We start from the raw sequence: 23111 nt of genomic DNA, 5'->3' as shown, positions 1-23111 counted from the left end.
GATACTTTCTATAAGCAGCAGAGAAACTTTCGTAACTGTTGTAACTGCGAAAGGACCCTGAGGGTGACCAGCGTGTCCGAGACGGACCCCACCGTCAGCAATCCGGTGATCCCCGGCTTCTTCCCCGATCCCTCCGTCTGCCGCGCGGGCGACGACTACTACCTCGCCTGTTCCAGCTTCGAGTACTTCCCGGGCGTCCCCCTCTTCCACAGCCGGGACCTGGTGCACTGGACCCAGATCGGCAACGCCCTCGACCGCCCGAGCCAATTGCGGCTGCCGCCGGACACCGCCTCCTCCGGCGGGATCTACGCGCCCACCCTGCGCCACCACGACGGCCGATTCTGGCTGATCGTCACCAACGTCAGCGGCGACGGCAACCTGCTGTTCACCGCCACCGACCCGGCCGGCCCCTGGTCCGACCCGATCCGGCTGCCCGGGGTGCACGGCATCGACCCCGACATCGCCTGGGACGACGACGGCACCTGCTGGTGCACCACCGCCGGAGTCGGACAGATCCGCCTCGACCCCCACACCGGGGAGACGTCCGGCACCCGTCGACAGCTGTGGTCCGGAGCGCCCGGCGTCAAGGCCCCCGAAGCACCGCACCTCTACCACATCGGCGACCACTGGTACCTGCTCATCGCCGAAGGCGGCACCGAGCGGGGCCACGGCGTCTCGATAGCCCGGGGCAGCACCCCCACGGGCCCCTTCGAGCCCTGCCCGGCCAACCCGATCCTCAGCCACCGAGGCATGGACCACCCCGTCCAGAACACCGGCCACGCCGACCTCGTGCAGGGGCCCGACGGTTCGTGGTGGATGGTGCTGCTCGGCGTACGGCCCGGCGGCGGCACCCCCGGCTGGCACGTGATGGGCCGGGAGACCTACCTGGTGCCGGTCGAGTGGGTCGACGGCTGGCCCGTCGTCGGTGAACTGTCGACCGACATGGCCGCACCGCCCTGGCCCCTCAGCCCACCCGCCGTCGCGCCGGAGCTCCGGGACGACTTCGACGCCGCCGAGCTGGCGCCGCAGTGGATCTCGCTGCGCCGGCGTCCCCCGGAGGACTGCACCACCCAGGAACGGCCCGGTTCGCTGACCCTGCGTGCCCGTGGCGAGTCGCTCGACGACGCCGACGTGACGTTCGTGGGACGACGCCAGCAACATCCGTCGTGCCGGGTGCGCACCCTGGTGGACGTGACGGAGGGGCAGGGGCGGGGCGGCCTCGCCGTACGCCTCGACGAACTGCACCACTACTCGGTCGAGACGAGCGCCGGACAGGTGCGGGTCCGCGCCCGCATCGGCCCGTTGAGCACGGTCGTGGCGTCCCGGCCCGTACCCCCGGGGCCCGTGGTCCTCCGTGCCGGGACGGCCCCCGCGCCGATGGTCGACGCGCGGACCGGTCCCGACCTCGTCTCGCTCGGCTTCGAGGAACCCGACGGCACCTACGTCGAACTCGCCTCGCTGGACGGCCGGTACCTGTCCACGGAGGTCGCCGGAGGCTTCACCGGCCGGGTGTTCGGCATGTTCGCCTCCGCGGCCTCCGCGCACTTCGACTGGTTCGACTACGAGCCGCTGGAGAGCTGAAGCGACCGCTGCTCCCGGCGCTGCCGCTGCAGGTCCGGATCGGGCACGGGTGCGGCCGCCACCAGACGGCGGGTGTACTCGTGCCGGGGCCGGTCGCACACGTCGACGCTGTCTCCCTCCTCCACGATGCGCCCGTTCTGCAGGACCAGGGTGCGGTCCGCGAACTCCCTGACGACGGCGAGGTCGTGCGTGATGAACAGATACGCGCAGCCGAGCGTGGACTGGAGTTCGGAGAGCAGGCTCAGCGCGGCCGCCTGGGTGGTGACGTCGAGGGCGCTGGTCGGCTCGTCGCAGATGATCAGCTTCGGCTTTCGGGCGACCGCCCGGGCGATGGCGATGCGCTGGCGCTGCCCTCCGCTGAACTGCGCCGGATACCGGTCCGCCGCGTCCTCCGGCAGCCCGACCCTGCGCAGCAGCTCGGCGATGTCCTGGCGGACCTCGCCGGGGGGCCGGGACGAACCGGCCAGCAGCGGCTCCGCCAGCGTCCGGCCCACCGGCAGCGCCGGGTTGAGCGATCCGTACGGGTTCTGGAAGATCGCCTGGAGGTCGGGGGCGAGCAGCCGGCGGGCCCGCCCGGTGAGCCGGGTGATGTCCCGGCCGTCGAGCAGGACGCGTCCGCCGCTGACGGGGGTGAGTCCCAGCACCGCTCGGCCGATGGTGGTCTTCCCCGAGCCGGACTCGCCCACGAGCGCCACGGTCTCGGCGCGACCGACCTCGAACGACACCTCCTCGATGACGGTGGTCGGGGGCTTGCGGAAACCACGGCCCGGGTAGCGCACCGCGAGGCCGTCGATCTGGAGTACGGGAGTTCCGGTCACGCGATCCTGCCCTCGGTGCGAGCGATGCTGGGGGTGCTCTCGATGAGCTTCTTCGTGTACGGGTGCCGGGGCCGGTAGAAGATGTCCTCGACCGAGCCCTCCTCCACGATCCGGCCCTGCTCCATCACGATCGCCATGCCGTGCTCGTCGCGCAGCGACCGCAGCAGGTCCAGGATCCCCGCCTGCACGGTCACGTCCAGTGCCGTGCTGGGTTCGTCGGCGATCAGCACCTTGGGCGACCCGGCCAGCGCCATGGCGATGACGACGCGCTGGAGCATGCCGCCGGAGAGTCCGCCGCGGCGTACCTGGAGGGTCACTCCGTCTCGTGGGCGCCGCGGGGCGTCTGCTTCAATGACGGCGATCGGATGAGTGGTTGGGCGTCCCATTGCGAAACCCCGCGTCATCGCTACTCGGAGTAGCTTCAACGTGTCGCTAACACGTTAAAATTGATGCCCGTAAACGTGGAAGGTGGTCGACGATGGCACCGCGAGGCGCGAGAGTGACGAGTGCGGACGTGGCGCGCGAGGCCGGTGTGTCGCGGGCGACGGTGAGCTTCGTCCTCAACAACACGGCACACCAGAAGATCACCGACGCGACCCGGCAGCGGGTGCTGGACGCTGCCCGCAAGCTCGGCTATGCCCCCTCCGCCGCGGCGCGGACCCTCCGCTACGGACGCTCCGACGTGGTGCTCGGCCTGCTGCCCGACTGGCCGCTCGGCCACGCCACCGGTCTCCTAGTCCAGGAGCTGACCGTCGCGTTCGCGAAGCGCGATCTCACCTTCGTCGTCCACTCCAGCATCCGGGGCGCCCGCCCACTGGGCGAGATCTGGAAGGCCCTCACTCCGGCCGCCGTACTGGCCTTCGCGCCGTTCTCCGAGGCCGACCACGCGGCGATGAGGACCGCGGGCACCGAAGTGATCGCCGCCCTGTACGAGGACACGGGGCTCGGGGAGGAGGAGGGCATCACGAGTGCGAACGCCATCGGTGCCGTCCAGGCTCGCCACCTGGCTGCCTCCCACCGGCGCCTGGGGTACGCCTACCCCGACGACGAGCGGGTCGACGTCTTCGCCAGGCCGCGCCTGGACGGCGTCCGCAAGGTCTGCGCGGAACTGGGGCTGCCCGCCCCCGAGGTCCGGACCGTCCCGCTGGCACCGGGCGCCGCCGCCGAGGCGGTACGGTCCTGGCTCGCCGCCGATCCCCCGGTCACCGGCATCTGCGCCTTCAACGACGACGTGGCCATGAGCGTGCTGGCCGGTCTGCGACAGCTCGGCCTCGAAGCCCCCCGGGACATGGCGGTGGTCGGCGTCGACAACACCCCTGCCGCGGCGGTGTCCTCGCCACCGCTGACCACCGTCGTCCAGGACCTCCCCGGGATCGCCGAACTGTACGCGGACTCCGTGCGGGCCGCGCTCGACGGCACTCAGGCCGCCGGGGTCCCCATGGAACCGCACGTCAGGCTGGAGATCCGCGGCTCGGCCTGACGGGCCGGGCCGTCACCCGGCCTGCCGGAGGGGCGGGCGCCAGGGGAACCTGGACGGGTGCCCAGGACCTGGGTCCCCGCGCGGTCCCCGCCCGACCCGCCGCCGGCCGCGTCCACTGCCCGTCCCCCGTCCTTCGGTGCGCCCGGCCACCCCCTCCCTCGGCGTGCCCGCCCGGACCGGGCCCCACGCCCACCTGACACCACCGAAAGAGGTCACCATGCCCCTGGACCCCTACCTCGCGGAGAGACTGCACCTGCTCGCCGGCCTCACCTTCCCCGATCTCGCCGACCCGGACGCGCGGTCGAGGTTCGGCGCGTTCATGCGGGATCCGGCGGAATGGAAGCAGCCCGACGTCGCCGTCGAGGACCGCGAGATACCCGGACCGCACGGCCCCGTGCCGGTACGGACGTACACGCCCGCGCACCCCGCCACCAGGGCCGTCCTGTGGGCGCACGGCGGCGGTTTCGCCGGCGGCGACCTCGACATGCCCGAGGCGCACGTCGTCGCGGCCGAACTGGCGGCACGGGCCGGGGCCCTGGTCGTCTCCGTCGACTACCGGCTGGCGACGGGCGGGGTCCGCCACCCTGTTCCGCCGGACGACGTCCACGCCGCGTGGCGGTGGCTGAGGACCGAACAGGCCGCCGACGCCGAGCTGGTGGCCCTCGGCGGGGCGAGCGGGGGCGCGGCGCTGGCGCTGTCCGCCGCGCTGCGGGACCGGGACGAGTCGCTGCGGCCGGCCGATCTGCTGCTGCTGGCCTACCCGTTCGCGCACTTCCCCGTGCCGGCCCTGGACAGCGAAACCGTCGCCGAGATGGCGGGCCTGCCTCCGGTGATGCGGTTCACCACGGCGGACATCGAGTTCATGGTGGAGAACTACGTCGGCCGGCTCACCGACCTCCCGCGCGAGGCGCTGCCGGGTGCCGCCCCGCTGCACGGCCTCCCGCCCGTCCGCGTCCTGGTCTCCGAGTACGACGACCTGCGGCCCTCGGCCGAGCTGCTGGCACGGCAGTTGACCGCGTCCGACGTCGCCGTCACGACCTACCTGGCCGCGGGCATGCCGCACGGCCACCTCAACCGGACCCCGGCGCTCGCCGAGGTCGACCGGTCGCTCGACTTCTTCGCCGACGCCCTGCGCCGAGACAGGGAAGAGCGGCCCGCCGCGTGTCAGGGAGCAGCGGGCCGCCCGTGTGCGGGCCCGGTCTCGAACCGGGCGTGAGGGAGCCTAGGCCGGCGGGCTCCCGGAGTGCGCGGCTGCCGGGGGCGACTCCGAGCGGAGGGACAACAGGTGGCTGCCGGAAGCGAGTTCACCGACGGGCTCGTCGGGATGCCAGCCCTCGGGAGCGCTGAACCGTCCGGTGGTGCCGGGCGGCAGCACGGCCCGCACCGTGAGGGTGTCGCCACTGATCGACCAGGCGACGGACGCGGTGCCGTACGGGGTGACGATCGAGGCCTCGGCGGAGGTGAGCGTGGCGCCGGGACGGGGCGCGAACTCCATCGTGCGGTAGCCGGGGGAGACGGGCCGTAGCCCCGCCACGGACCGGTAGAGCCAGGTGGCGACGGCGCCGTAGGCGTAGTGGTTGAACGACAGCATCGTGCCGGCGTTCTCGACGTCGATGGTGCCGTCCGGACGGATCGCGTCCCACCGCTCCCACATGGTCGTGGCCCCACGGGCGACCTGGTAGAGCCAGCCCGGACACTCGGGGTTGAGCAACAGCTCGTACGCCTCGGCCACATGACCGGTGTCCCCGAGGGCGGGCAGCACGAACGGCGTGCCCAGGAACCCGGTCGCGATCCGGCCGCCGTTGGCGCGCACCAGGGCGGCCAGGGCCTTGCCGACGTCGGCGCGCTCGCCGGCGGGCGCGATGTCGAAGCACAGGGCGAGCGCGCAGCCCGTCTGGGTCGTGCGGGCGTGGTCTCCCCACTTGTGCCAGGCGGCCTCGGCGGTAAGCCGGTGCAGGGCCGCGTACCGTTCGACGTCGTCCGGGCGGTCCAGTACGCGGGCGGCGTCGGCGAGCAGCCGGGCGCTGTGCGCGACGAAGGCGGTGGCGACGTAGCCGGAGTCGGTGGTGGCGCGCGCCGGGTCCTGCGGGGGCGCGGCCGGGTCGAGCCAGTCACCGAGTTGCGCGTTGCCGCTCCACGTCCCGTCGTCGTCCAGGTGGGCGACGGTGAACTCGACCCAGGCGCGCATCGCCGGGTAGTGGCGCTCCAGCATGCCGGGGCGGCCGTACGCCTCGAAGAGGGCGGCCGGCACGACCGTGGCGGCGTCGCCCCAGCCGGCGGCGGCTCCCGCGAACGGCAGCTCGGCGGGCGGCAGTTCACCGAGCGGTACGTCGGGGACCACCATCGGGACCGCGCCGTCCGGCCCCTGCTCGATGCGGAGGTCGGTCAGCCAGCTGTCGAGGAAGGAGGCGCTGTCGAACGTGGCGCAGGCCGTCGGGGCGAAGGCCATGATGTCGCCGGTCCAGCCGAGCCGCTCGTCCCGCTGCGGGCAGTCCGTCGGCACGGCGAGGAAGTTGCCGCGCTGGGAGCGTACGACGTTGGCGTACAGGGTGTTCACCCGTTCGTCGGAGCACCGGAACTCGCCGATGCGCCGCAGGTCGCTGGATACGACCTCGACCTCGACCGCCTCGACGTCCACCCCCGGGGAGGCGACGATCTCGGCGTACCGGAAGCCGTGGAAGGTGAACTCCGGCGCCAGTTCGGCGTTGCCGCCGGCCAGCGTGTACTGGTCGGTGGCGCGGGCGCCGCGCAGGATGCTCGTCAGCAGACGGCCGTCGGTGTCGAGGACCTCGGCGTGCCGGACGGTGACGGTGCCGCCCCGGGGGCCGTCGACGCGCAGGCGCAGCCAGCCGGTCAGGTTCTCGCCCGCGTCGACGGCGATCGTGCCGTCGGGCAGGGTCCGCCGCTCGGGCCGGACGACCTGGACGACCCGCACGGGCGGATGAGCCCGTTGTGCCAGCCCCTTCGGCAGGGGCAGGACGGCGACGGGTTCCCAGCCGGCGTCGACGAAGCCCGGCAGGCGCCAGCCGTCGGGCTCGTGGCGCAGGTCGCGTTCGCAGCCGTCGTACAGGTCCGCCGCCAGCAGATCGCCGTAACCGCCCTTCCAGTGGCGGTCGGTGGTGACCGTGACCCTGGTCCCGTCGGCCAGGTCCACTTCGAGCTGGGCGAGCAGCGCCGTCGTGTCGCCGTAGACGTCGCGGTTCTTGTGCCAGGTGAGGTGGCCGCGGACCCAGCCGTCGCCGATCGCGGCCGACAGCGCGTTCGCGCCGGGTCGGAGCAGGCCGGTGACGTCGTAGGTGGCGTAGAGCAGCCGGTTGGGGTAGCTGGTCCAGCCCGGTTCCAGCAGGTCGTCGGAGACGGTGCGGCCGTTGACGGCGGTGCGGTGCACCCCGAGCGAGGTGACGTACAGCCGCGCGGACACCGGCTCCGCCGGGAGGTGGAACTCCCGGCGGAGCAACGGCACCGGGCCGGGGGAGGTACGGCCCCGGTCATCGGGCAGGTGGACGGGGCGGGCCGCCCAGTCCACGTCGTCGAGCAGCGCGGCCTCCACCCGGGCGCGGTCGCTCCACCGTGTCCAGCCGAGGTCGGTGCGGACCCGGACGCGCCAGTACCGGACCTCGCGACTGGCCAGCGGTTGGGCCGGCCACGGGTGATCGGTCACCGTGTCGGCCCCGACCTGCCCACTGGACGTGGCGTCCTCGAAGGACGGGTCGGTCGACACCTCGATCTCGTAGGCCTGTTGGAGGATGCCCGGCCGTTCGCCGGTGAGCGACCAGGACAGGCGTGGCATGGGGTGCGCGGTGGCGACGAGACCGGAGTCGTCCGCCGTACGCAGGCCCGTCACCGAGGCCGTGGTGTCCGTCGTGTGCGGTGCCGTGGGACCGGAGGTGTTCGTCACCGGAGGTGCCTCCGGAAGAAGCTGAGCGTGGAGCCGTGCAGTGCGGTGCGGTGGGGGACGCTTCCCCAGGCGTGGTCCGCGCCTTCGACGATCTCCAGCTCGGCGTTCGGGCCGTAGTGGTCCAGGTAGCGGCGTGCGTACTCCAGGGGTGCGACGACGTCCTTGTCACCGTGCAGGATGCGGACCGGCCCGGTGTACGCGCCGGACCGGCCGTAGACGTCGAGGCCCGCGATGTCCTCGACGAGCGCGGCGCTCATCCGGTGGCCGTCGGCGTCGACGTAGCCCTTCTCCGCGATCTCGGGGGCGAGTTCACGGCCCTTGAGGTACCCGCTGCCGATCTCGAAGGGGGCGACCGCGGCCGGGGACCACAGGCACAGCGCGGCGATCCGGGGCTCCTCGGCGGCCGTGATCCCGGCGACCACGCCGCCCATGCTCATGCCGACCAGGCCGACACGGCCCGGGTCCACGAAGTCCAGGGTGCGGACCGCGCCCAGGACGGCGCGCGTCTCGGCGATCTCGCCCGTGATGGTCACGTCGAAGAAGTCACCGTCGCTCTCCCCGTGGCCCGAGAGGTCGAACCGCACGGACGCGATGCCCTCGGCCGCCAGCAGCCGTGACATGGCGACGAAGTTCGGCAGTTCGATCCGGTTGGAGGTGAAGCCGTGGACGAACACCACCGTGGGGTGGCGGGTCTTTGGCGGGCCTTCGGGGATGTGCAGTGTGGAGCGCAGCGTCAGGCCTGCGTGAGCGAAATCGTGGTGGCGGATCAAGGCACAGCCTTCTCGGTCGTGTCGGGGGTGGGAGCGCCGCTCGGGTCGGCGGGCTCCACGCGCTGGACGGCGTCGGCACGCTCCTCGGACCGGGCGGTCCGGGCCAGGCGTGGCACCCAGACCAGACCGATGACCGCGGAGAGCACGGTGACGCCGAGGAGCAGGCCGAAGAACAGCCCGGTGTGGCCCAGCGCGAGAGCGGGTGTGCCCAGGGCGGCCAGTCCGGCGAGAGCGCGGGTGAAGGCCATGGTCACGCCGGTCGCGGTGGCCCGCAGCAGGGTGGGGAAGAGTTCCTGGGACCAGATCTTGTAGATGGACTCACCGGCGAAGGCGTTGCCCAGGCCGGAGACGAGCATGACGGCGACCAGGGTGAATTCGCCGGGTCCGAACAGCGCGGGCAGGGCCCAGGCGATGACGATCAGGGCGGTCCCGGCGGCGAACCAGGCCTGCCGGGCGGGCCGGTCGACCACGCGCATGAACACCAGTCCCGCGACGAAACCCATCGGGAGCCCGAGGAGCGTCAGCTGCGAGTACCGCGCGACCTCGCCCTCGGCCAGAGCGGTCCACAGGAAGGTGCCGAACTGACCGAGGGTGTTCGCCCCGAGGTTCCAGGTGGCGTAGTAGAGGCCCGTCGCGAGCAGGGCGTACCCGGTCGGGGCCCGGAAGAGATCCCGGATGCGGCCGAACTCGACCTTCTCCGCAGGGGAGTTGGGGTGGGTGTCGGCGGCCCGGCGCGCGGCGGCCCACTCGGCCGACTCGCTGAGGGTGAGCCGCAGGAGCAGGACGACGACGGCCACGACCAGCAGATGGGCGAAGAGGACGCGGCCGCCGAGCATGCCTTGCGCTCCCATGAAGGAGCTGAGCAGCAGGACGGCCACGATGCCGGCGAGCCAGAGCATGCTGGAGAACACCACCATGGTGCCCTTCCTGCCCTCGGGCGCCTCCTCGTTGACGAGCGCGAGCGACACGGGGAGGTCCGCGCCGATGGCGAGACCGGTGGCGATCACACCCGCGAACAGCAGCGCGGGGCTCGCCGCCACCAACAGCAGCAGGACACCGGCCGCGTACAGGACGAGCGAGCAGGTGAAGACCGTCCGGCGGCCGAACCGGTCGCCGAGCCGGCCGCCGAACAGCGCACCGGCGGCGAACGCCAGGGTCTGCAGTCCCAGCAGGGATCCGATGGTCTCGGGGGCGAGTTGCAGCGGTGCGGCGTAGTAGCCGCCGATGGCGATCCCCGACGTCACCAGGGCGGCGGAGTCCAGATAGGAGGCCATGCCGGCGAGCGTCGCTGTCTTCCAGGGATTACTCGTGGGGTGTGTGGGGCCAGACATGGGTCCTCTTCGCTGAGTACCGGAGACTGCGCGTGTGGGGGAGTGCCAGTGCCGCATGCGGCTACGGGTGTGCCCGCATGCGGCTACGAGTGATGGCTACGGAGTGTTACTTAAACGCGCCACTTAAACGTGTAGGTTGACTGAGCGGGTAAGCTAGCCCGCGATCACGGGCTTTGGCAAGGGGTCTGTCGGAGGGGGATGCATGGCCGGGACGTCCAGAGGCAGACGGGTGACGAGCGGGGACGTTGCGAAGGAGGCGGGGGTCTCGCGGGCGACGGTCAGCTACGTCCTCAACGACAGCCCGCACCAGAAGATTGCCGAGGCGACCCGTAAGCGGGTGTGGGAGGCCGCGGCCCGGCTCGGCTACGCGCCCTCGGCGGCGGCACGCGCGCTGCGTACGGGACGTTCCGACATCGTGCTCGGGGTGCTGCCGGACTGGCCGATCCACCATGTGCTCGGACGGCTCATCCAGCAGCTGACCCACGCCTTCGCCGAACACCAGCTCACTTTCCTCGTGCACTCCTCGGCGCAGCCCGCCCGGCCCCTGCGGGAGGTCTGGAAGGCCCTGACACCGGCCGCGGTCCTCGCGCTGAACCGGTTCCCCGAGAGCGAGGCCGAGGCCATGCGCGCGGTCGGCATCGAGGTCGTCATGGCGATGCACGGCGCGCCCTCGGAGGACGTCAGCGCCCCGCTGGCGGCCCCGCTGGTGTCCGAGGAACCGATCGGCGCGCTCCAGGCCCGCCATCTCGCCGACTCGCACCGTCGCCTCGGCTACGCCTACCCGGACCTGCCACGCCTCGACGTCCTCGCCCAGCCGCGGCTGGACGGCGTCCGGCAGGTCTGTGAGGAGCGCGGTCTCCCCGAACCCGTCGTCCGCAGTGTCCCGCTGGAGCTGGACGGTGCCACGGAAGCCGTGAAGGCCTGGCTGGCAGCCGACCCGCCGGTGACGGGCATCTGCGCCTTCAACGACGACATCGCCATGGCCGTGCTGCTGGGCGCGCAGGCTCTCGGGCTGGACGTCCCGGGGGACCTCGCGGTGATCGGCGTCGACGACATCCCCAGCTCCGCCCTCCTACGACCGTCCCTGACCACGGTCGTCCGCGACACCGACACCCTCGCGCGGGGTCTGGCCCGCCGTGTCGTCGACGCACTCGACGGGAAGGCGACGCCCGCCGCACGGATCGAGGACCCGCTCGGCATCGAGCACCGGGACTCGACCTGAGGGGGTGCCCGCGGCGGCGGAGCCGAGGCGTGCCGTTCTCGGAGCCGGTGTCCGCGCAGCTGGATCGTCGGGCTCCGTGAGCAGTTGGAGGGCGCGCTCGCCGAGGGGCTGGACGGTGGACCGGACAGCCGGTTACCGTTCCGCCCGTCACGCGGCGCGAGGTGTTCCGGGCCCGGGTCGGGACGGGTGGGGCACGGGTCGGCACCACGACTGGACGGGCCCGCACCGCGACCGGAGGGGCCGGCACCGTGAACGAAAGCGGCAGCAGTGAGGCCGCTCGCCCCGTCGGAGAAGGCGCACACGCGCTCTCGCCGTGACCATCCCGTTCCGGTCCTCCGATCTCAGATCCTCCGATCTCAGGGCCTGCCGCTCGCAGAGCCGGGCACCCGAGCTGCCCTCTCGGGTCCGCGGCCCGTCGAGCCGCAGCTCCGGGGCCCCGGCCCCTCCACCTCGGCCGAACCGCGCTGTCGCCCCACGGCGGCACCCAGTCTCGCCGGAACCGCGGTCACCTAGACGATCAACTTCCAGGAGGTTCAGATGACCACACCCCCTCCGCCCTTCGACCCGGAGCTGGCCGCCGCGCTCGTGGAACTGGGCGATCAGGCGCCGACCAGCGCGACCCCGGACGACATCCCCGCGGCAAGGGAGCGGCTCAACGGCGACGTCCCCCTCCTGACGAACGACGAACTGAGCTGTGGCGGACTCTTCGAGGTCCACGAGCGGTCCGTGCCCGGCCCACCGGGTGCGCCGGACGTCTCGTTGCTCGTCTGCCGGCCCACGTCCGTGCCCGGTCCCCGCCCGATCGTCTACTTCACGCACCCCGGCGGCATGATCGTGGGCACCAACCGGCTGGGACTGCCGCTGGACTGGGCCGAGGAACTGGGCCTGGTGGTGGTGTCGGTGGAGTACCGGCTCGCCCCCGAACATCCGCACCCGGCACCGGTCGAGGACTGCTACGCGGGCCTGCTGTGGACGTCGGCCCACGCCGAGGAGATCGGTGGCGATCCGGACCGCATCGTGCTGGCGGGAGGCAGCGCCGGCGGTGGACTCGCCGCGGCCCTCGCCCTCCTCGCCCGGGACCGCGAGGGCCCCCGTGCCATAGGTCAGTTGCTGATGTGCCCGATGCTCGACGACCGCAACGACACCTGGTCCGCCCACCAGATGGCCGGGCTCGGCGTATGGGACCGAACCGCCAACGAGACGGGCTGGAACGCCCTGTTGGGTGAGGCGCGCGGCACCGACGACGTCCCGCCGTACGCCGCTCCCGCACGCGCGGTCGACCTCTCGGATCTCCCTCCGGCCTTCATCGACGTCGGCTCCGCCGAGACCTTCCGGGACGAGGACGTCACCTACGCCTCCAGGATCTGGCAGGCCGGAGGACGCGCCGAACTGCACGTGTGGCCGGGCGGTTTCCACGGCTTCGACGGCCTCGTGCCGCAGGCCGCGCTCTCGGTCGACGCCCGGGAGGCCCGGCTGCGCTGGCTTCGGCGGCTCCTGGGGGAGTGAGTGACGGTCCTCCTCATCCCTGAGCCGTACCGAGCGGCCTGTCGGGGCGTCGACACCGCTCGTCCTCCCGTCGCGGGTGCCCGCCGCGTCGAGCCGGCCGGCTCGCGTCGCCCCCGCCGACAAGTGGGTCGAGCCGCCGGGCATTGATCAGGAGCGCGGCAGGTGAAGCGACGTCCGTGTCTGTTCGACCTCCACGTCGTCGGTGAAGGTGCCGGTCGCCGTCACGCCGCCGAGGAGCGCGGTGGCGACTGCCACGGCCATCGCGAGCGTCCGACGGCGCGGCCGCGACCGACTGTTCCGAGGCACGGGCGGGGTCTCGGCGGGTGGCCCGCACGCGATGGCCACGCGCGCGTCCAGCCACGCCTCCGCCTCGTCCGCCCGCACTCCGCAGGCCGCCACGAACGCGGCGACCAACTCCCCCCGGGGCAGACGGTCCCTGCCGAGCATGGTCGCCGCCGTGGAGTAGGGCAGGGTGTGGCCCGCCTCCGTCGCGCGGCGTTCCAGCTGGCGGTAGCTGAGGCCCGACCACGCCTTGAGGCGGCGGAGCGCCGCCACGAAGGCGGCCGCGTCGGTGTCCGGCGGTGTGGGCGGTGCTGTGGTCATTCGTGATTCCCCCTGTTGACCTGGACGTACACGGGCTCGCACAAGCTCGAACACCATCATGGCTTGAGAAGCGGCTGGAGCGATGGCCAACCTCGGGACGGATTCCGGAAGTTGGAGGTCACATGGGCAGCACCCCGTCTCACCACCGCCACCGCCACACGCACCGCCACCGCCGTCGTCACGCCATCAGCACTGCCTTGGCCGCGCTGCTGGTGCTCGCCGCGTGCGCCGAAGGGCCCGGCGACGAAGGGCCCGGTGCCGACGAGTCGCGGGGGCGCTCCACGAAGTCCCGGCACCCCGACGGGGAGTCGGTCGCCGACTTCCTCCGCCGTACGCTGCCCGCCGGGCCCGGGGGCACCGTGGTGGCCGCCCGCGGCGACCGGCTCGTGCACTGCGGCGGGTTCGGAGCGGCGGACCGCGCCGCGGGCACTCCCGCGAGCTGCCGGACCGTGTACGACGTCATGTCGATCACCAAGCAGTTCACCGCGACCGCGATCGTGAAACTGGAGGTGCTGGGCCGGCTCCGGGTGAGCGATCCGATCAGCCGGTTCCTCGGAGGAGAACAGGCAGTGCCCGAGGACAAGCGCGGCATCACGATCGAGCACCTGCTCACGCACACCTCGGGGCTGGTCGAGGGGCTCGGCGACGACTACGACCCGGTGTCGCGGGAGGAGTTGGTGCGCCGGGCCCTCTCGTCGAGGCTGCGGTCCGCCCCGGGCAAGGAGTTCCACTACTCCAACACCGGCTACAGCCTGCTCGCCGCGATCGTGGAGGAGGCGTCCGGCGAGGCGTACGAACGGTTCCTGGCCCGGCACCTGTTCCGGCCGGCCGGAATGGAACAGACCGGCTACGTGCTGCCCCGCTGGCCTCGGCACCTGGTCGCGGTGGAGTACGACAACGAGGGGCGCGCCCAGGGCAGGCCCTTCGACCACCCCTGGGCCGCCGACGGGCCGTACTGGAACCTGCGCGGCAACGGCGGCATGCTCTCCACCGCCCACGACATGTTCCGGTGGCACCGTGCGCTCCTGGGGGACGAGATCCTGCCGGCGCGGGCCAGGGACAAGCTCTTCGCACCTCGCGCGCCGGAGCCGGAATCGGAGAACTCGTACGGATACGGCTGGAGCCTGCGCGACACCCCGGACGGCCGGCTCGCCTGGCACGACGGCGGCAACGACTGGTCCCTGGGGCTCCTGAGCCGGTCCCTGCGCGACGGCGTCCTCGTGTTCTGGATCAGCAACCACGCCTACCGCGACGGTCGGTGGAACCTTGAGGAGCAGGCGGAGACACTGACCACGGGCATCGCGAGCCGCGTCCGCGCGGAGGGCGCCTGACCGGCCGGATCATCCGCGTCGCGTCGTGGGGTCAGGGCAGCCGGGGGAGTACGTCCCGGGCGGTGTGGCTGAGGATGCGAAGATCCTCCGCGAACCGCGCGCGGTCCGCCTCCGGGAGCGGGGCCAGGAAGTACTTCCTGATGTTCTCGACGTGGACCAGGGCGGCCCGCACCGTCGTCTCCTCGCCCAGCGGGGTCAGCCGTACCAGCTTTCCGCGCCGGTCGGAGGGGGACTCCGCCCGGGTCACCAGCCCCGCCGCCTCCATGCGGTCCACCAGCCGGGTTGCGCCGCCGGTGGTGAGGACCTGTTCCTGGGCGACGGCTCGCATGGACAGCCCCGGTTCACCCGCCCGCCCGAGGATCAGCAGCACCTCGAACATCAGGTGGCTGATGCCGCATTCGACTTCGAGTGCCCGCCCGAGGATGTACTCCAGCCGGTTGGCCGCACCCTGCAGCCGTCCGAACGCGAGGACGAGTTCGTGGTCGGCCGCCTCCTTCGCCGTACTGATGCCTGCCTGCTCACTCACGGCCGCGCCGCCCCTCTCCCGATTCCGATCCCGACAGCCACCGTACCGATCATGCCGGGTGAGAGGGGCGGAGCAGACCCGGTGCCCTGCTCGGGCCACGGTCGTCGTACGTCCGTCGTTCCGCTGCCATCCGTCATCCGTCATCCGTCACCTGTGATCGGTGTCTCCCCGGATCTCGCCCCAGGTGTTGGGCAACGTTTCTCAAACTTACACGGCGGCGGCGACGGTTCACTCGGCGGAGCGGGCCGTGGACCGGCGTGCCACCAGCCTGGGGGAGAGGATGACCTTGGTGGACGGGCGAGCGCGGTCGGCGATCCGCTCCAGGAGCAGGCGTACGGCGTTGCGCCCCATCTCCTGGCCGCACTGGTCGACGCTGGTGAGCGAGATCGGGCCGTAGGCGGCGAACGTGGTGTTGTCGTATCCGGCCACCGAGAGGTCGCCGGGCACGGACAGGCCGGCCTCGGCCACCGCGTCGAGCACGCCCATCGCGGCGATGTCGGCCCCGGCGAAGACGGCCGTGGGCCTGGTCGCGGTGGGGCGGCCCAGCAACTCCCGCGCCGCCCGGTGGCCGCCCTCCTGGCTGTAACTGGTGGAGATCACGTCGATGAACTCCTCCAGCCCGTGCACCCGCATGGCCTGCCGGTATCCGTCCGCACGCCGTGCGTTGGGCATCTCCGCGAGACGTGTCGGATCGGTCTCGTGGTGCTCGATGTGGGCGATCCGGCGATGCCCGAGGCCGACGAGATGCCGGACGACCAGGGCCGCGCCCTCGGTGTCGTCGTCGGCCACGGTGTCGTACGCCGGCGAGGAGCCGTGGCGGCCGACGACGACGGTGGGGACCGCGCCGGCGACATGTTCCAGGTGGGCGCGTGACGAGACCGGGGCGACCAGGACGAGACCGTCCATGCCGCGGTCGATCATCGCCTCGGTGACCCGGGCCTCGGCCTTCTCCCCGTTGCAGCCCGGCCCCAGGAACACCTGGTAGTCGGTCTCCTCGAGTGAGTCGGTGACGCCGTCGAGGATCTCGGGGAAGAACGGGTTGCGGATGTCGGGCAGCATCACACCGATCGTGTAGGTCTGCCCGCGCAGGCCCCGGGCGCCCGCGTGCGGCCGGTAGCCCAACTCCTCGATCGCCCGGCGCACCTTGGTCTGCATCTCGGGGCTGGCCCCGTAGGCGTTGCGCAGCACCTTGGACACCGAGGTGACGGAGACCCGGGCGTGACGCGCGACGTCCACGATGGTGACCCTGCGCTGCGGTGCTGTCGGCTCCATCCGGTCCTTGCCTCTCGGGAGATCGTCCGGCCGAAGTGTAGGCCGGAACGCGCAGGTCGAACGAGGGTCCGGTTCTCTTCCGGTTCTCTTCCGGTTCTCTTGGGCCGAGAACGCCGGGAGGTGCGGGCGGCGCGGACCGTGTGACGCCGCGGCGATGTGCGCGACATCTTGACGTCACGCGGGACGCTCCCTAGGGTCTGGCCACACCCCTTGGGAAACGTTACCCAAAGCCGTAGCGATTCCCGTGGCCCGACAGCGGGCCGGCTCCTCCATTCAGCACTGAACACCGTCAGGAGAGCCGGGCGCGTCCCCACGCGGCGCGGATCGGCGGATCGACGCAGCACATGATGTGAATCGTTTCAAGAAAGGGGGTTCGTCGGTGGCTCTGGCCCCGCACGAGCGGCTCGTCGACAAGGACAGGCCTCCGGTCACGGCACCGGATCCGCGGCCCCGGCCCGCGCGCACGACCCCGCCGTGGTGGTTCGCCCTGCCGGCGATGCTGCTGTTCGCCTTCGTCGTCCTGGTGCCGAGCGTCCGCGGCGTGTACTACGCCTTCACCGACTGGGACGGGCTCGACCCCGACTTCTCCTTCGTCGGCCTGGACAACTTCGCCGACATGCTCGGCGACCCCGATGCCAAGCAGGCCGTCTGGCACACCCTGCTGATCGCGGTGGCGATCACGGTCATCCAGAACGCGGTGGGGCTGCTGCTGGCCCTGGGAGTCAACTCCGCCATCAGGTCCCGCAACGTCCTGCGGGTGTTCCTGTTCGCGCCCGCCGTGATCACCCCCATCGTGACGGCCTATCTGTGGCGGAACCTGCTCGGCCCGGACGGCGCCGTCAACAGCCTGCTCGGCGCGGTGGGGCTGGGCGGAGCGCGGCAGGACTGGCTCGGCGACCCGGAGCTGGCGCTGTGGTCGGTGGTCGGCGTGACGGTGTGGCAGTACGCGGGCTACTCCATGGTCATCTTCCTGGCCGGGCTCCAGTCGGTGCCCAAGGAGATCCACGAGGCGGCGTCCATGGACGGGGCGGGACCGGTGCGCCGCTTCTGGTCGGTGACCAGGCCCCTGCTCGCCCCGGCCCTCACCATCAACCTGATGCTGTCGATCATCGGCGGCATCAAACTCTTCGACCAGGTCTACGCGTTGACGGGCGGCGGGCCCGGACACGCGACCGACACCATCTCGACGCTCATCTACAAGGACGCCTTCACCCTCGGTGAGTTCGGCTACAGCATCGCGCTCGCCGTCGTCCTCACGATCATCGTGGCGGTCGTCTCGGCCGGTCAGTACGCCGCCCTGTCCCGCAACGAGAGGGCCGCGTCATGAACCGCTACGGCCGCCGCACCCTGGCGCTGGAACTGGCGATGATCGCCGCCGCCCTGTTCGTGGGCTTCCCGGTGTACGTCCTGGTCAACCTCGCCGTGCGCCCCACGTCGGACACCTCCTCGCCGATCAGTCCGACCACCTCACCGACCCTCGACAACTTCACCCAGGCCTGGCAACAGGGAGCGCTGGGCGGGGCGTTGGCGAACAGCCTGCTGGTGACGGTGTGCAGCGTCGTGGTCGTGCTGGCCGTGTCGTCGCTCGCCGCGTACCCGCTGGCCCGGATCACCGCCCGCTGGTCCCGGGGGACGTATCTGACGATCCTGCTCGGCCTCGCCCTCCCCTTCCAGCTCGCCTCCCTGCCGCTGTACCAGACCATGCGCGACCTGGGCCTGCTCGGCACCCCCTGGGCGCTGGTCCTCTTCTACGCCGGCCTCCAGGTGCCGTTCACCGTCTTCCTCTACGTCGGCTTCCTGCGCGCCCTGCCCGGCGACTTCGAGGACGCGGCCCTGATCGACGGCTGCACACCCCTGCAGAGCTTCCGGTACGTGGTCCTGCCGATGCTCAAACCCATCACCGTCACGGCCCTCGTGCTCAACACGGTCGCCGTGTGGAACGACTTCTTCACCCCGTTGCTGTACCTCAGCGGCAGCGCCCAGCAGACGCTGCCGGTCGCGATCGCGGGCTTCGTCGGCCAGTACGTCACCGACTGGAACCTCATCTTCGCCGCGCTGGTGATCAGCATCCTGCCCGTCCTGCTCGTCTACTTCCTGCTGCAGCGCAGCATCATCAACGGCTTCGCGGGAGGGCTGAAGGGATGACCCCGACGCCCGACCGTCCCTCAAGTCCGGTGGCACCTTCCCCGAGGGGGATCTCATGAGAACACGCACACTCCCGGTCGTGATCGCCGCGGTCACGTCCACGGCGGTGCTCGCCGCCTGCAGCGGCGGCACCGAGGCGGGCTCCGACAGCGGCCAGGGCGGCTCGAAGACGCTGACCGTCGCCTCGGTCGACCAGGGCTCGATCGAGGATGTCGTCAAGGCGTTCGAGAAGGCCAACCCGGGCGTCAAGGTCCGGTACACCACCAGCGGCGCCGACCAGTACCAGCAGCAGATCCGCACGCAGCTGTCCTCGGGCACCGCGCCCGACGTGATGTCGGTCTGGCCCGGGAACGGCAACCCGGCCGCCACGTACGTGCTCGCCGAGCCCGGCTATCTGCGCGACCTGTCGGACCGGCCGTGGGCCGCGAAGCTGCCGGACGCGATGAAGTCCGTCGCCCAGTACGAGGGCAAGACGTACAACGCGGTCTTCGGGCAGAACGGCATCGGCGCCGTCTACAACGAGGAGGCCCTGAAGAAGGCAGGCCTCACCGCGCCCGACACCTGGAAGGACCTGCTGGCCTTCTGCGAGGCCGCGAAGGCCAAGGGCACCCCCGCCTTCGCGCTCGGCAACCAGGACAACTGGGTGACCCAGCTCGTGCAGTACGCCCTGGTCGCCACGACCGTCTACGGCGAGGACCCGGACTTCGACAAGAAGATGCAGGCCGGCGAGGCCACGTTCGCGAAGTCGCCCTGGACCACCGCACTCGACAAGTACATGACGATGGAGAAGACCGGCTGCTTCCAGAAGAACCCGCTGGGCACCAACTACGAGGCCAGCCAGCAGCTCGCCGCCACCGGCAAGACCCTCGGCATCGTGCAGGGCAACTGGGTGATCGCCCTCCTCAAGCAGAAGAACCCGAAGGGCACGTTCACGCTCAAGGCGCTCCCGGCCACCGACGACCCGTCCAAGACCCTGATACCCGCCGCCGCGGGTGCCGGGTACGCCGTCAACGCGAAGGCGAAGAACGAGGAACTGGCCCTGAAGTTCGTGGACTTCGTGATGTCGGCCAAGGGCATGAACACCTTCGTCGCGAAGCAGGGCGGACTGCCGTCCCTGCCCGACACCGGCTTCGCGGCGGACCCCTCGCTCGCCGAACTCTCGGAGTTCATCACGTCCGACCGCACGGTGCCCTTCATGGACCAGCTCTGGCCCAACCCCAAGGTCCAGCAGACCATGCTCAGCGGCCTCCAGGAGATCTTCAGCGGCCAGTCCACGCCCGAGAAGCTCCTCGACGAGATGGACGCCGACTACAAGTCCGGCAGCTGACCGACCAGCCGTCGGCCGCCGGACGCGGCCGACGGCTCTCTCCGCCGACTGAATGAAACGTTCAAACCGGCATCGAACAATGGATCGGAGGTTCGGTATGTCCGACGTCCCGAGTGAGGCGTTGAGCCGTAGACAGGTGGTCGGCACGATGGCGGCCTCCGCGGCGGGGCTGGCCTCGCCCGTCGTTCCCGCGCTGCCCGCGGCGACGGCCCGCGCCGACGCGGAGGACGACCGCCGTGGGGCGAGAGTCACCGGGCTCGCCGTCGACGGCCGAGAGGACAGCCCGCTCGGCGTCGACGACCCCGCCCCGCGGCTGAGCTGGCGGGTGACCGGAGCCCACGCCGGCTGGACCCAGGCGGCGTACCGCGTTCGCGCGGCGCGCTCCGAGAAGGATCTGGACCGGGGGCACCTGATCTGGGACAGCGGCAAGGTCCGCTCCGCCGACCAGACCGACATCGCCTGGCACGGACCCGCACCCGCCTCCCGCGAGCGGGTGGTGTGGCAGGTGCGGGTCTGGAGCACCGACGGCCACGCGACACGGTGGAGCCGCCCCGGCGCCTGGGAGACGGGCCTCCTCAAGCGCTCCGACTGGGGCGAGGCCCGGTGGATCGAGCACCCGGGCCGCACCCCGGACCAGCCCCTGCCCGTCTTCGCACGCGCCTTCCGGGTGAGCCCGAGAGGGGGAAAGGTCGTCCGGGCGAGGCTGTACCTGTCCGGCATCGGACTGCACGTGGCACGCCTCAACGACGAACCCGTCACCGACGAGGTGCTCGCCCCGGGCAACTCCAACCACCAGCTCTCCACGGAATACCGGGCCTACGACGTCACCCGCCTCATCCGCTCCGGGGACAACACCCTCGGCGTCGAACTGGGGCACGGCACCGCCCTCGTCACCCGGTCCGTCACCCACCCCGCCACCGGCCGCACCGCCCCGTACAGCTGGTGGCAGAGCCAGCCCAAGGGCGCCGCCACCCTCGCTGCGCCCGTCGCGCGGGGTGCCGGCACGGTCAGGGTCAGCAGCGTCGCCAACTTCCACGTGGGCGGAACCATCAGCATCGACACCGGCGACGGCGGCGAGCGTCTGGAGTCCCGGACGATCACCGCGATCGGCACGGCGGGCCCCGACGGCACCGGCATCACCTTCGAGCCCGGTCTCTCCGCCGCGCACGACAGCGGTGCCACCGTCGTCGGCTCCGGCAACTCCCTGGCCGGCATCGACCCCAGCGCGGGCGCCGCCGTCCCGCCACGGCTGATCGCCCGCCTGGAACTCACGAAGGCCGACGGCACGGCCGAGACCGTCGTCAGCGACCGCTCGTGGCGGGCGGCACTCGGCCCGACCGTCACCGCCAACTGGTACTCCGGCTCCGACTACGACGCCCGCCGCGAACAGCCCGGCTGGACCGCGCCCGGCGCGGACCTCGGCGGGTCGGCACGGCGGCGCGACGGCACGGCCATGGGATGGACCGACGCGGGCATCGCACCGCCGCCCAACCTGACCACCGCACTGGTGTGGCGGGCGGCCGAACCGCTCAGGATCGTCGACAGGATCCGTCCCGTCGCTGTCACCCAGGCGCGTTCCGGCGTCTGGGTCTTCGACTTCGGACAGAACTTCGCCGGCTGGCCGCTGCTCGACCTCGACGGCCCGCTCCCGGCCGGGACCACGGTCAAGATGTACCCCGCCGAGTCGCTGAAGGCCGACGGCACCGTCGACCAGGCGTCGCTCATGGGCGGCGGTCCCGGCCGCGGCACCGACCTGTTCGCCGCCTACACCACGTACGGCGACGAGCGCGGCGAGCGCTGGCATCCGCAGTTCCACTACTTCGGCATGCAGTGGCTCCAGGTGACCGGTCTGCCGGAGGGATATGTCCCCACCCCGGACACCGTGACGGGGCTCCAGATCCACGCGGACGTCCCGGACGCCGGCTCCCTGTGCACCTCCGACGAGCGGATCAACCGCGTCCACCGCATGTCCCGTTACTCGATCATGAGCAACGTCATGTCCACCTTCACGGACTGCCCCGGCCGGGAGAAGCTCGCCTACCCCGCCGACTACGTCCAGCCCTTCGGAGCCGTGCACCGCACCTTCGGGTACGCGGCCTACCTGCGCACCATGCAGCGCCACCTCGTCGAGGGCCAGTCCCGGGCCGGTGACAACATCGGCAACGTGGCGCTGAAGGCCCCCGTGTACGACTGGGGGTACACCGGCCGCTTCGGCGACGAGATCAACTGGGGCAACGGCATCGTCCTGGTGCCCTGGCTGGCGTACGAGACGTACGGCGACACACAGACGATGCGCCGCCACTACCCGCGGATGCGGGAGTTCCTGAACTACATCCGGACCAGAAAGGCGGGCACCGGCGCCGACGCCCACCTCGTCGACGCGGCCCTGGCCGACTGGATCGCCGCCGAGAACACCTCGGGCCGTATCACCGGAACCTGGGGCTACCACCAGGTCGCCGACCGCATGGCCCGGATGGCGGCCCTGATCGGGCGCGACGCCGACGCGGCCGAGTACCGCAGCCTCGCCGACAACATCAAGGACGCGTTCAACGACGCCTTCTACAACACGGCCCTCGGCCGGTACACCGCCGACGGCGACGGGGGTACCGCCGGCGCCACACAGGCGGCGCAGGCGCTCGCGCTCGACGAGGGTCTCGTACCCGACGGCGAGCGCGGCAGGGTCCTTCAGGCGCTGGTCGAACTGGTCCACGCGTACCGTCCGTTCGGCGGCGGACCGCACTTCAGCGGTGGCACCATCGGGCTCGCCCCGATCATCAGGGCCTTGCACGAGGGCGGTCACGACGACCTCCTGTGGGACGTCCTCCAGGAGGACACCCGCCCGAGCTACGGCCACTTCATGGCACCCACCACCGGCAACCCCCGGGGCCTGACGACCGTTCCGGAGGAGTGGGGCATCGGCAACTCCAAGAACCACATGATCCTGCTGCAGATCGAGGAGTGGTTCCACAGCGGTGTCGTCGGCATCCGCCAGGCGCGCGGCGGCGCTGGATACCGCGAACTGGTCATCGACCCCCGCCCGGTCGGCGACCTCACCCATGCGGAGGGCAGCTACCGCACCCCGTACGGCGTGGTGTCCGCCCGCTGGACCCGCGAGAACGGGCGCTTCCGGCTCGACGTGGAGCTCCCGCCGAACACCACGGCGGAGATCCGGCTGCCCGCACCGGGCAACCCCACCCGGGTCGTCGGTTCAGGTCGGCACACGTTCACCAGCCCCGCCCCATGACCGGAACCTGAGAGACCGAGAGGACCCCGAGGCGTGAGCCATGAGGGGCGCAACGCA

Annotated in this window: 18 protein-coding genes; 10 read left to right on the top strand and 8 right to left on the bottom strand. The window is 71.7% G+C overall.

All coding sequences use genetic code 11. The features are described 5' to 3' along the window. The first annotated feature begins 57 nt into the window (after positions 1 to 57). Entirely contained in the window at positions 58 to 1581 is a 1524-nt protein-coding gene (locus RM704_RS16810; RefSeq protein WP_033526103.1) for a glycoside hydrolase family 43 protein, read from the top strand. Here the strand turns inward: RM704_RS16810 and RM704_RS16805 are convergent. Continuing rightward, entirely contained in the window at positions 1560 to 2399 is an 840-nt protein-coding gene (locus tag RM704_RS16805) for an ATP-binding cassette domain-containing protein (RefSeq protein WP_033526102.1), read from the bottom strand. The genes RM704_RS16810 and RM704_RS16805 overlap by 22 nt on opposite strands. After that, positions 2396 to 2716: an oligopeptide/dipeptide ABC transporter ATP-binding protein gene (locus RM704_RS16800; protein WP_438828924.1), complete on the bottom strand. Its 321-nt coding sequence runs from the start codon at positions 2714 to 2716 to the stop codon at positions 2396 to 2398. The genes RM704_RS16805 and RM704_RS16800 overlap by 4 nt, the downstream gene beginning before the upstream one ends. Before the next feature lie 161 nt (positions 2717 to 2877). On the opposite strand from RM704_RS16800, the gene RM704_RS16795 reads away from it, so the two are divergent. Together RM704_RS16795 and RM704_RS16790 are read left to right on the top strand one after the other, a co-directional pair. Beyond that, on the top strand, positions 2878 to 3879 hold the full coding sequence (locus RM704_RS16795; protein ID WP_033526101.1) for a LacI family DNA-binding transcriptional regulator: 1002 nt from the start codon (positions 2878 to 2880) through the stop codon (positions 3877 to 3879). 217 nt (positions 3880 to 4096) lie between these two features. Continuing rightward, positions 4097 to 5095, top strand: a complete 999-nt coding sequence (locus RM704_RS16790) for an alpha/beta hydrolase fold domain-containing protein (RefSeq protein WP_078937019.1) — start codon at positions 4097 to 4099, stop codon at positions 5093 to 5095. 6 nt (positions 5096 to 5101) lie between these two features. On the opposite strand, the gene RM704_RS16785 is transcribed toward RM704_RS16790, so the two are convergent. Genes RM704_RS16785 through RM704_RS16775 form a run of 3 tightly spaced genes read right to left on the bottom strand, consistent with a single transcriptional unit; the run spans position 5102 to position 9821 of the window. After that, positions 5102 to 7777 carry an alpha-L-rhamnosidase gene (locus tag RM704_RS16785; RefSeq protein WP_033526100.1) on the bottom strand — a complete coding sequence of 892 codons (2676 nt, stop codon included), beginning with the start codon at positions 7775 to 7777 and terminating at the stop codon, positions 5102 to 5104. Continuing rightward, positions 7774 to 8547 carry an alpha/beta hydrolase family protein gene (locus tag RM704_RS16780; RefSeq protein WP_033526099.1) on the bottom strand — a complete coding sequence of 258 codons (774 nt, stop codon included), beginning with the start codon at positions 8545 to 8547 and terminating at the stop codon, positions 7774 to 7776. Before RM704_RS16780 ends, RM704_RS16785 begins: the two co-directional genes overlap by 4 nt. Further along, positions 8544 to 9821, bottom strand: a complete 1278-nt coding sequence (locus RM704_RS16775; RefSeq protein WP_063774463.1) for an MFS transporter — start codon at positions 9819 to 9821, stop codon at positions 8544 to 8546. Before RM704_RS16775 ends, RM704_RS16780 begins: the two co-directional genes overlap by 4 nt. Before the next feature lie 259 nt (positions 9822 to 10080). On the opposite strand from RM704_RS16775, the gene RM704_RS16770 reads away from it, so the two are divergent. Together RM704_RS16770 and RM704_RS16765 are read left to right on the top strand one after the other, a co-directional pair. Further along, positions 10081 to 11100 carry a LacI family DNA-binding transcriptional regulator gene (locus RM704_RS16770; RefSeq protein WP_033526098.1) on the top strand — a complete coding sequence of 340 codons (1020 nt, stop codon included), beginning with the start codon at positions 10081 to 10083 and terminating at the stop codon, positions 11098 to 11100. Between the two features lie 537 nt (positions 11101 to 11637). Continuing rightward, positions 11638 to 12606 carry an alpha/beta hydrolase gene (locus RM704_RS16765; protein WP_033526097.1) on the top strand — a complete coding sequence of 323 codons (969 nt, stop codon included), beginning with the start codon at positions 11638 to 11640 and terminating at the stop codon, positions 12604 to 12606. A 147-nt stretch (positions 12607 to 12753) separates the two neighbouring features. Here the strand turns inward: RM704_RS16765 and RM704_RS16760 are convergent, their stop codons facing one another. Next, complete coding sequence (locus tag RM704_RS16760; protein WP_033526096.1) at positions 12754 to 13209, bottom strand: hypothetical protein; 456 nt, start codon at positions 13207 to 13209, stop codon at positions 12754 to 12756. Between the two features lie 122 nt (positions 13210 to 13331). Between RM704_RS16760 and RM704_RS16755 the strand changes: the two genes are divergently transcribed. After that, positions 13332 to 14540 (top strand): serine hydrolase domain-containing protein, encoded by a 1209-nt coding sequence (locus RM704_RS16755; protein WP_078937017.1) that lies wholly within the window; start codon positions 13332 to 13334, stop codon positions 14538 to 14540. 31 nt (positions 14541 to 14571) lie between these two features. Here RM704_RS16755 and RM704_RS16750 read toward each other — a convergent pair whose 3' ends face one another. Both RM704_RS16750 and RM704_RS16745 read right to left on the bottom strand, forming a co-directional pair. Beyond that, the gene (locus tag RM704_RS16750; protein ID WP_033526095.1) at positions 14572 to 15066 is read right to left on the bottom strand and encodes a MarR family winged helix-turn-helix transcriptional regulator; all 495 of its coding nucleotides are present in this window, start codon (positions 15064 to 15066) and stop codon (positions 14572 to 14574) included. A gap of 228 nt (positions 15067 to 15294) precedes the next feature. After that, positions 15295 to 16338: a LacI family DNA-binding transcriptional regulator gene (locus RM704_RS16745; RefSeq protein WP_033526094.1), complete on the bottom strand. Its 1044-nt coding sequence runs from the start codon at positions 16336 to 16338 to the stop codon at positions 15295 to 15297. Positions 16339 to 16717: 379 nt separating this feature from the next. On the opposite strand from RM704_RS16745, the gene RM704_RS16740 reads away from it, so the two are divergent. From RM704_RS16740 to RM704_RS16725, 4 genes are all read left to right on the top strand, one after another. Continuing rightward, positions 16718 to 17665, top strand: coding sequence for a carbohydrate ABC transporter permease (locus tag RM704_RS16740; RefSeq protein WP_033526093.1), 948 nt, complete (start codon positions 16718 to 16720; stop codon positions 17663 to 17665). Beyond that, positions 17662 to 18483 (top strand): carbohydrate ABC transporter permease, encoded by an 822-nt coding sequence (locus tag RM704_RS16735; RefSeq protein ID WP_033526092.1) that lies wholly within the window; start codon positions 17662 to 17664, stop codon positions 18481 to 18483. The genes RM704_RS16740 and RM704_RS16735 overlap by 4 nt, the downstream gene beginning before the upstream one ends. Positions 18484 to 18538: 55 nt before the next feature. Then, complete coding sequence (locus RM704_RS16730) at positions 18539 to 19810, top strand: ABC transporter substrate-binding protein (RefSeq protein WP_033526091.1); 1272 nt, start codon at positions 18539 to 18541, stop codon at positions 19808 to 19810. Positions 19811 to 19907: 97 nt separating this feature from the next. Next, positions 19908 to 23054, top strand: coding sequence for a family 78 glycoside hydrolase catalytic domain (locus RM704_RS16725; protein ID WP_033526090.1), 3147 nt, complete (start codon positions 19908 to 19910; stop codon positions 23052 to 23054). Positions 23055 to 23111 lie beyond the last annotated feature (57 nt).

This window comes from Streptomyces gottesmaniae (genome assembly GCF_031845845.1).
Taxonomy (GTDB): domain Bacteria; phylum Actinomycetota; class Actinomycetes; order Streptomycetales; family Streptomycetaceae; genus Streptomyces; species Streptomyces akebiae.
The sequence above is the reverse complement of the archived record's forward strand: the minus strand, read 5'-3'. Positions and strand labels throughout refer to the sequence as shown.

Excerpts from the sequence above, each read along its gene's own strand:
- RM704_RS16795 (WP_033526101.1), top strand. The coding sequence starts at position 2,878 with ATGGCACCGCGAGGCGCGAGAGTGACGAGTGCGGACGTGGCGCGCGAG.
- RM704_RS16790 (WP_078937019.1), top strand. The coding sequence starts at position 4,097 with ATGCCCCTGGACCCCTACCTCGCGGAGAGACTGCACCTGCTCGCCGGC.
- RM704_RS16775 (WP_063774463.1), bottom strand. The coding sequence starts at position 9,821 with ATGGCCTCCTATCTGGACTCCGCCGCCCTGGTGACGTCGGGGATCGCC.
- RM704_RS16770 (WP_033526098.1), top strand. The coding sequence starts at position 10,081 with ATGGCCGGGACGTCCAGAGGCAGACGGGTGACGAGCGGGGACGTTGCG.
- RM704_RS16765 (WP_033526097.1), top strand. The coding sequence starts at position 11,638 with ATGACCACACCCCCTCCGCCCTTCGACCCGGAGCTGGCCGCCGCGCTC.
- RM704_RS16760 (WP_033526096.1), bottom strand. The coding sequence starts at position 13,209 with ATGACCACAGCACCGCCCACACCGCCGGACACCGACGCGGCCGCCTTC.
- RM704_RS16755 (WP_078937017.1), top strand. The coding sequence starts at position 13,332 with ATGGGCAGCACCCCGTCTCACCACCGCCACCGCCACACGCACCGCCAC.
- RM704_RS16745 (WP_033526094.1), bottom strand. The coding sequence starts at position 16,338 with ATGGAGCCGACAGCACCGCAGCGCAGGGTCACCATCGTGGACGTCGCG.
- RM704_RS16735 (WP_033526092.1), top strand. The coding sequence starts at position 17,662 with ATGAACCGCTACGGCCGCCGCACCCTGGCGCTGGAACTGGCGATGATC.
- RM704_RS16730 (WP_033526091.1), top strand. The coding sequence starts at position 18,539 with ATGAGAACACGCACACTCCCGGTCGTGATCGCCGCGGTCACGTCCACG.
- RM704_RS16725 (WP_033526090.1), top strand. The coding sequence starts at position 19,908 with ATGTCCGACGTCCCGAGTGAGGCGTTGAGCCGTAGACAGGTGGTCGGC.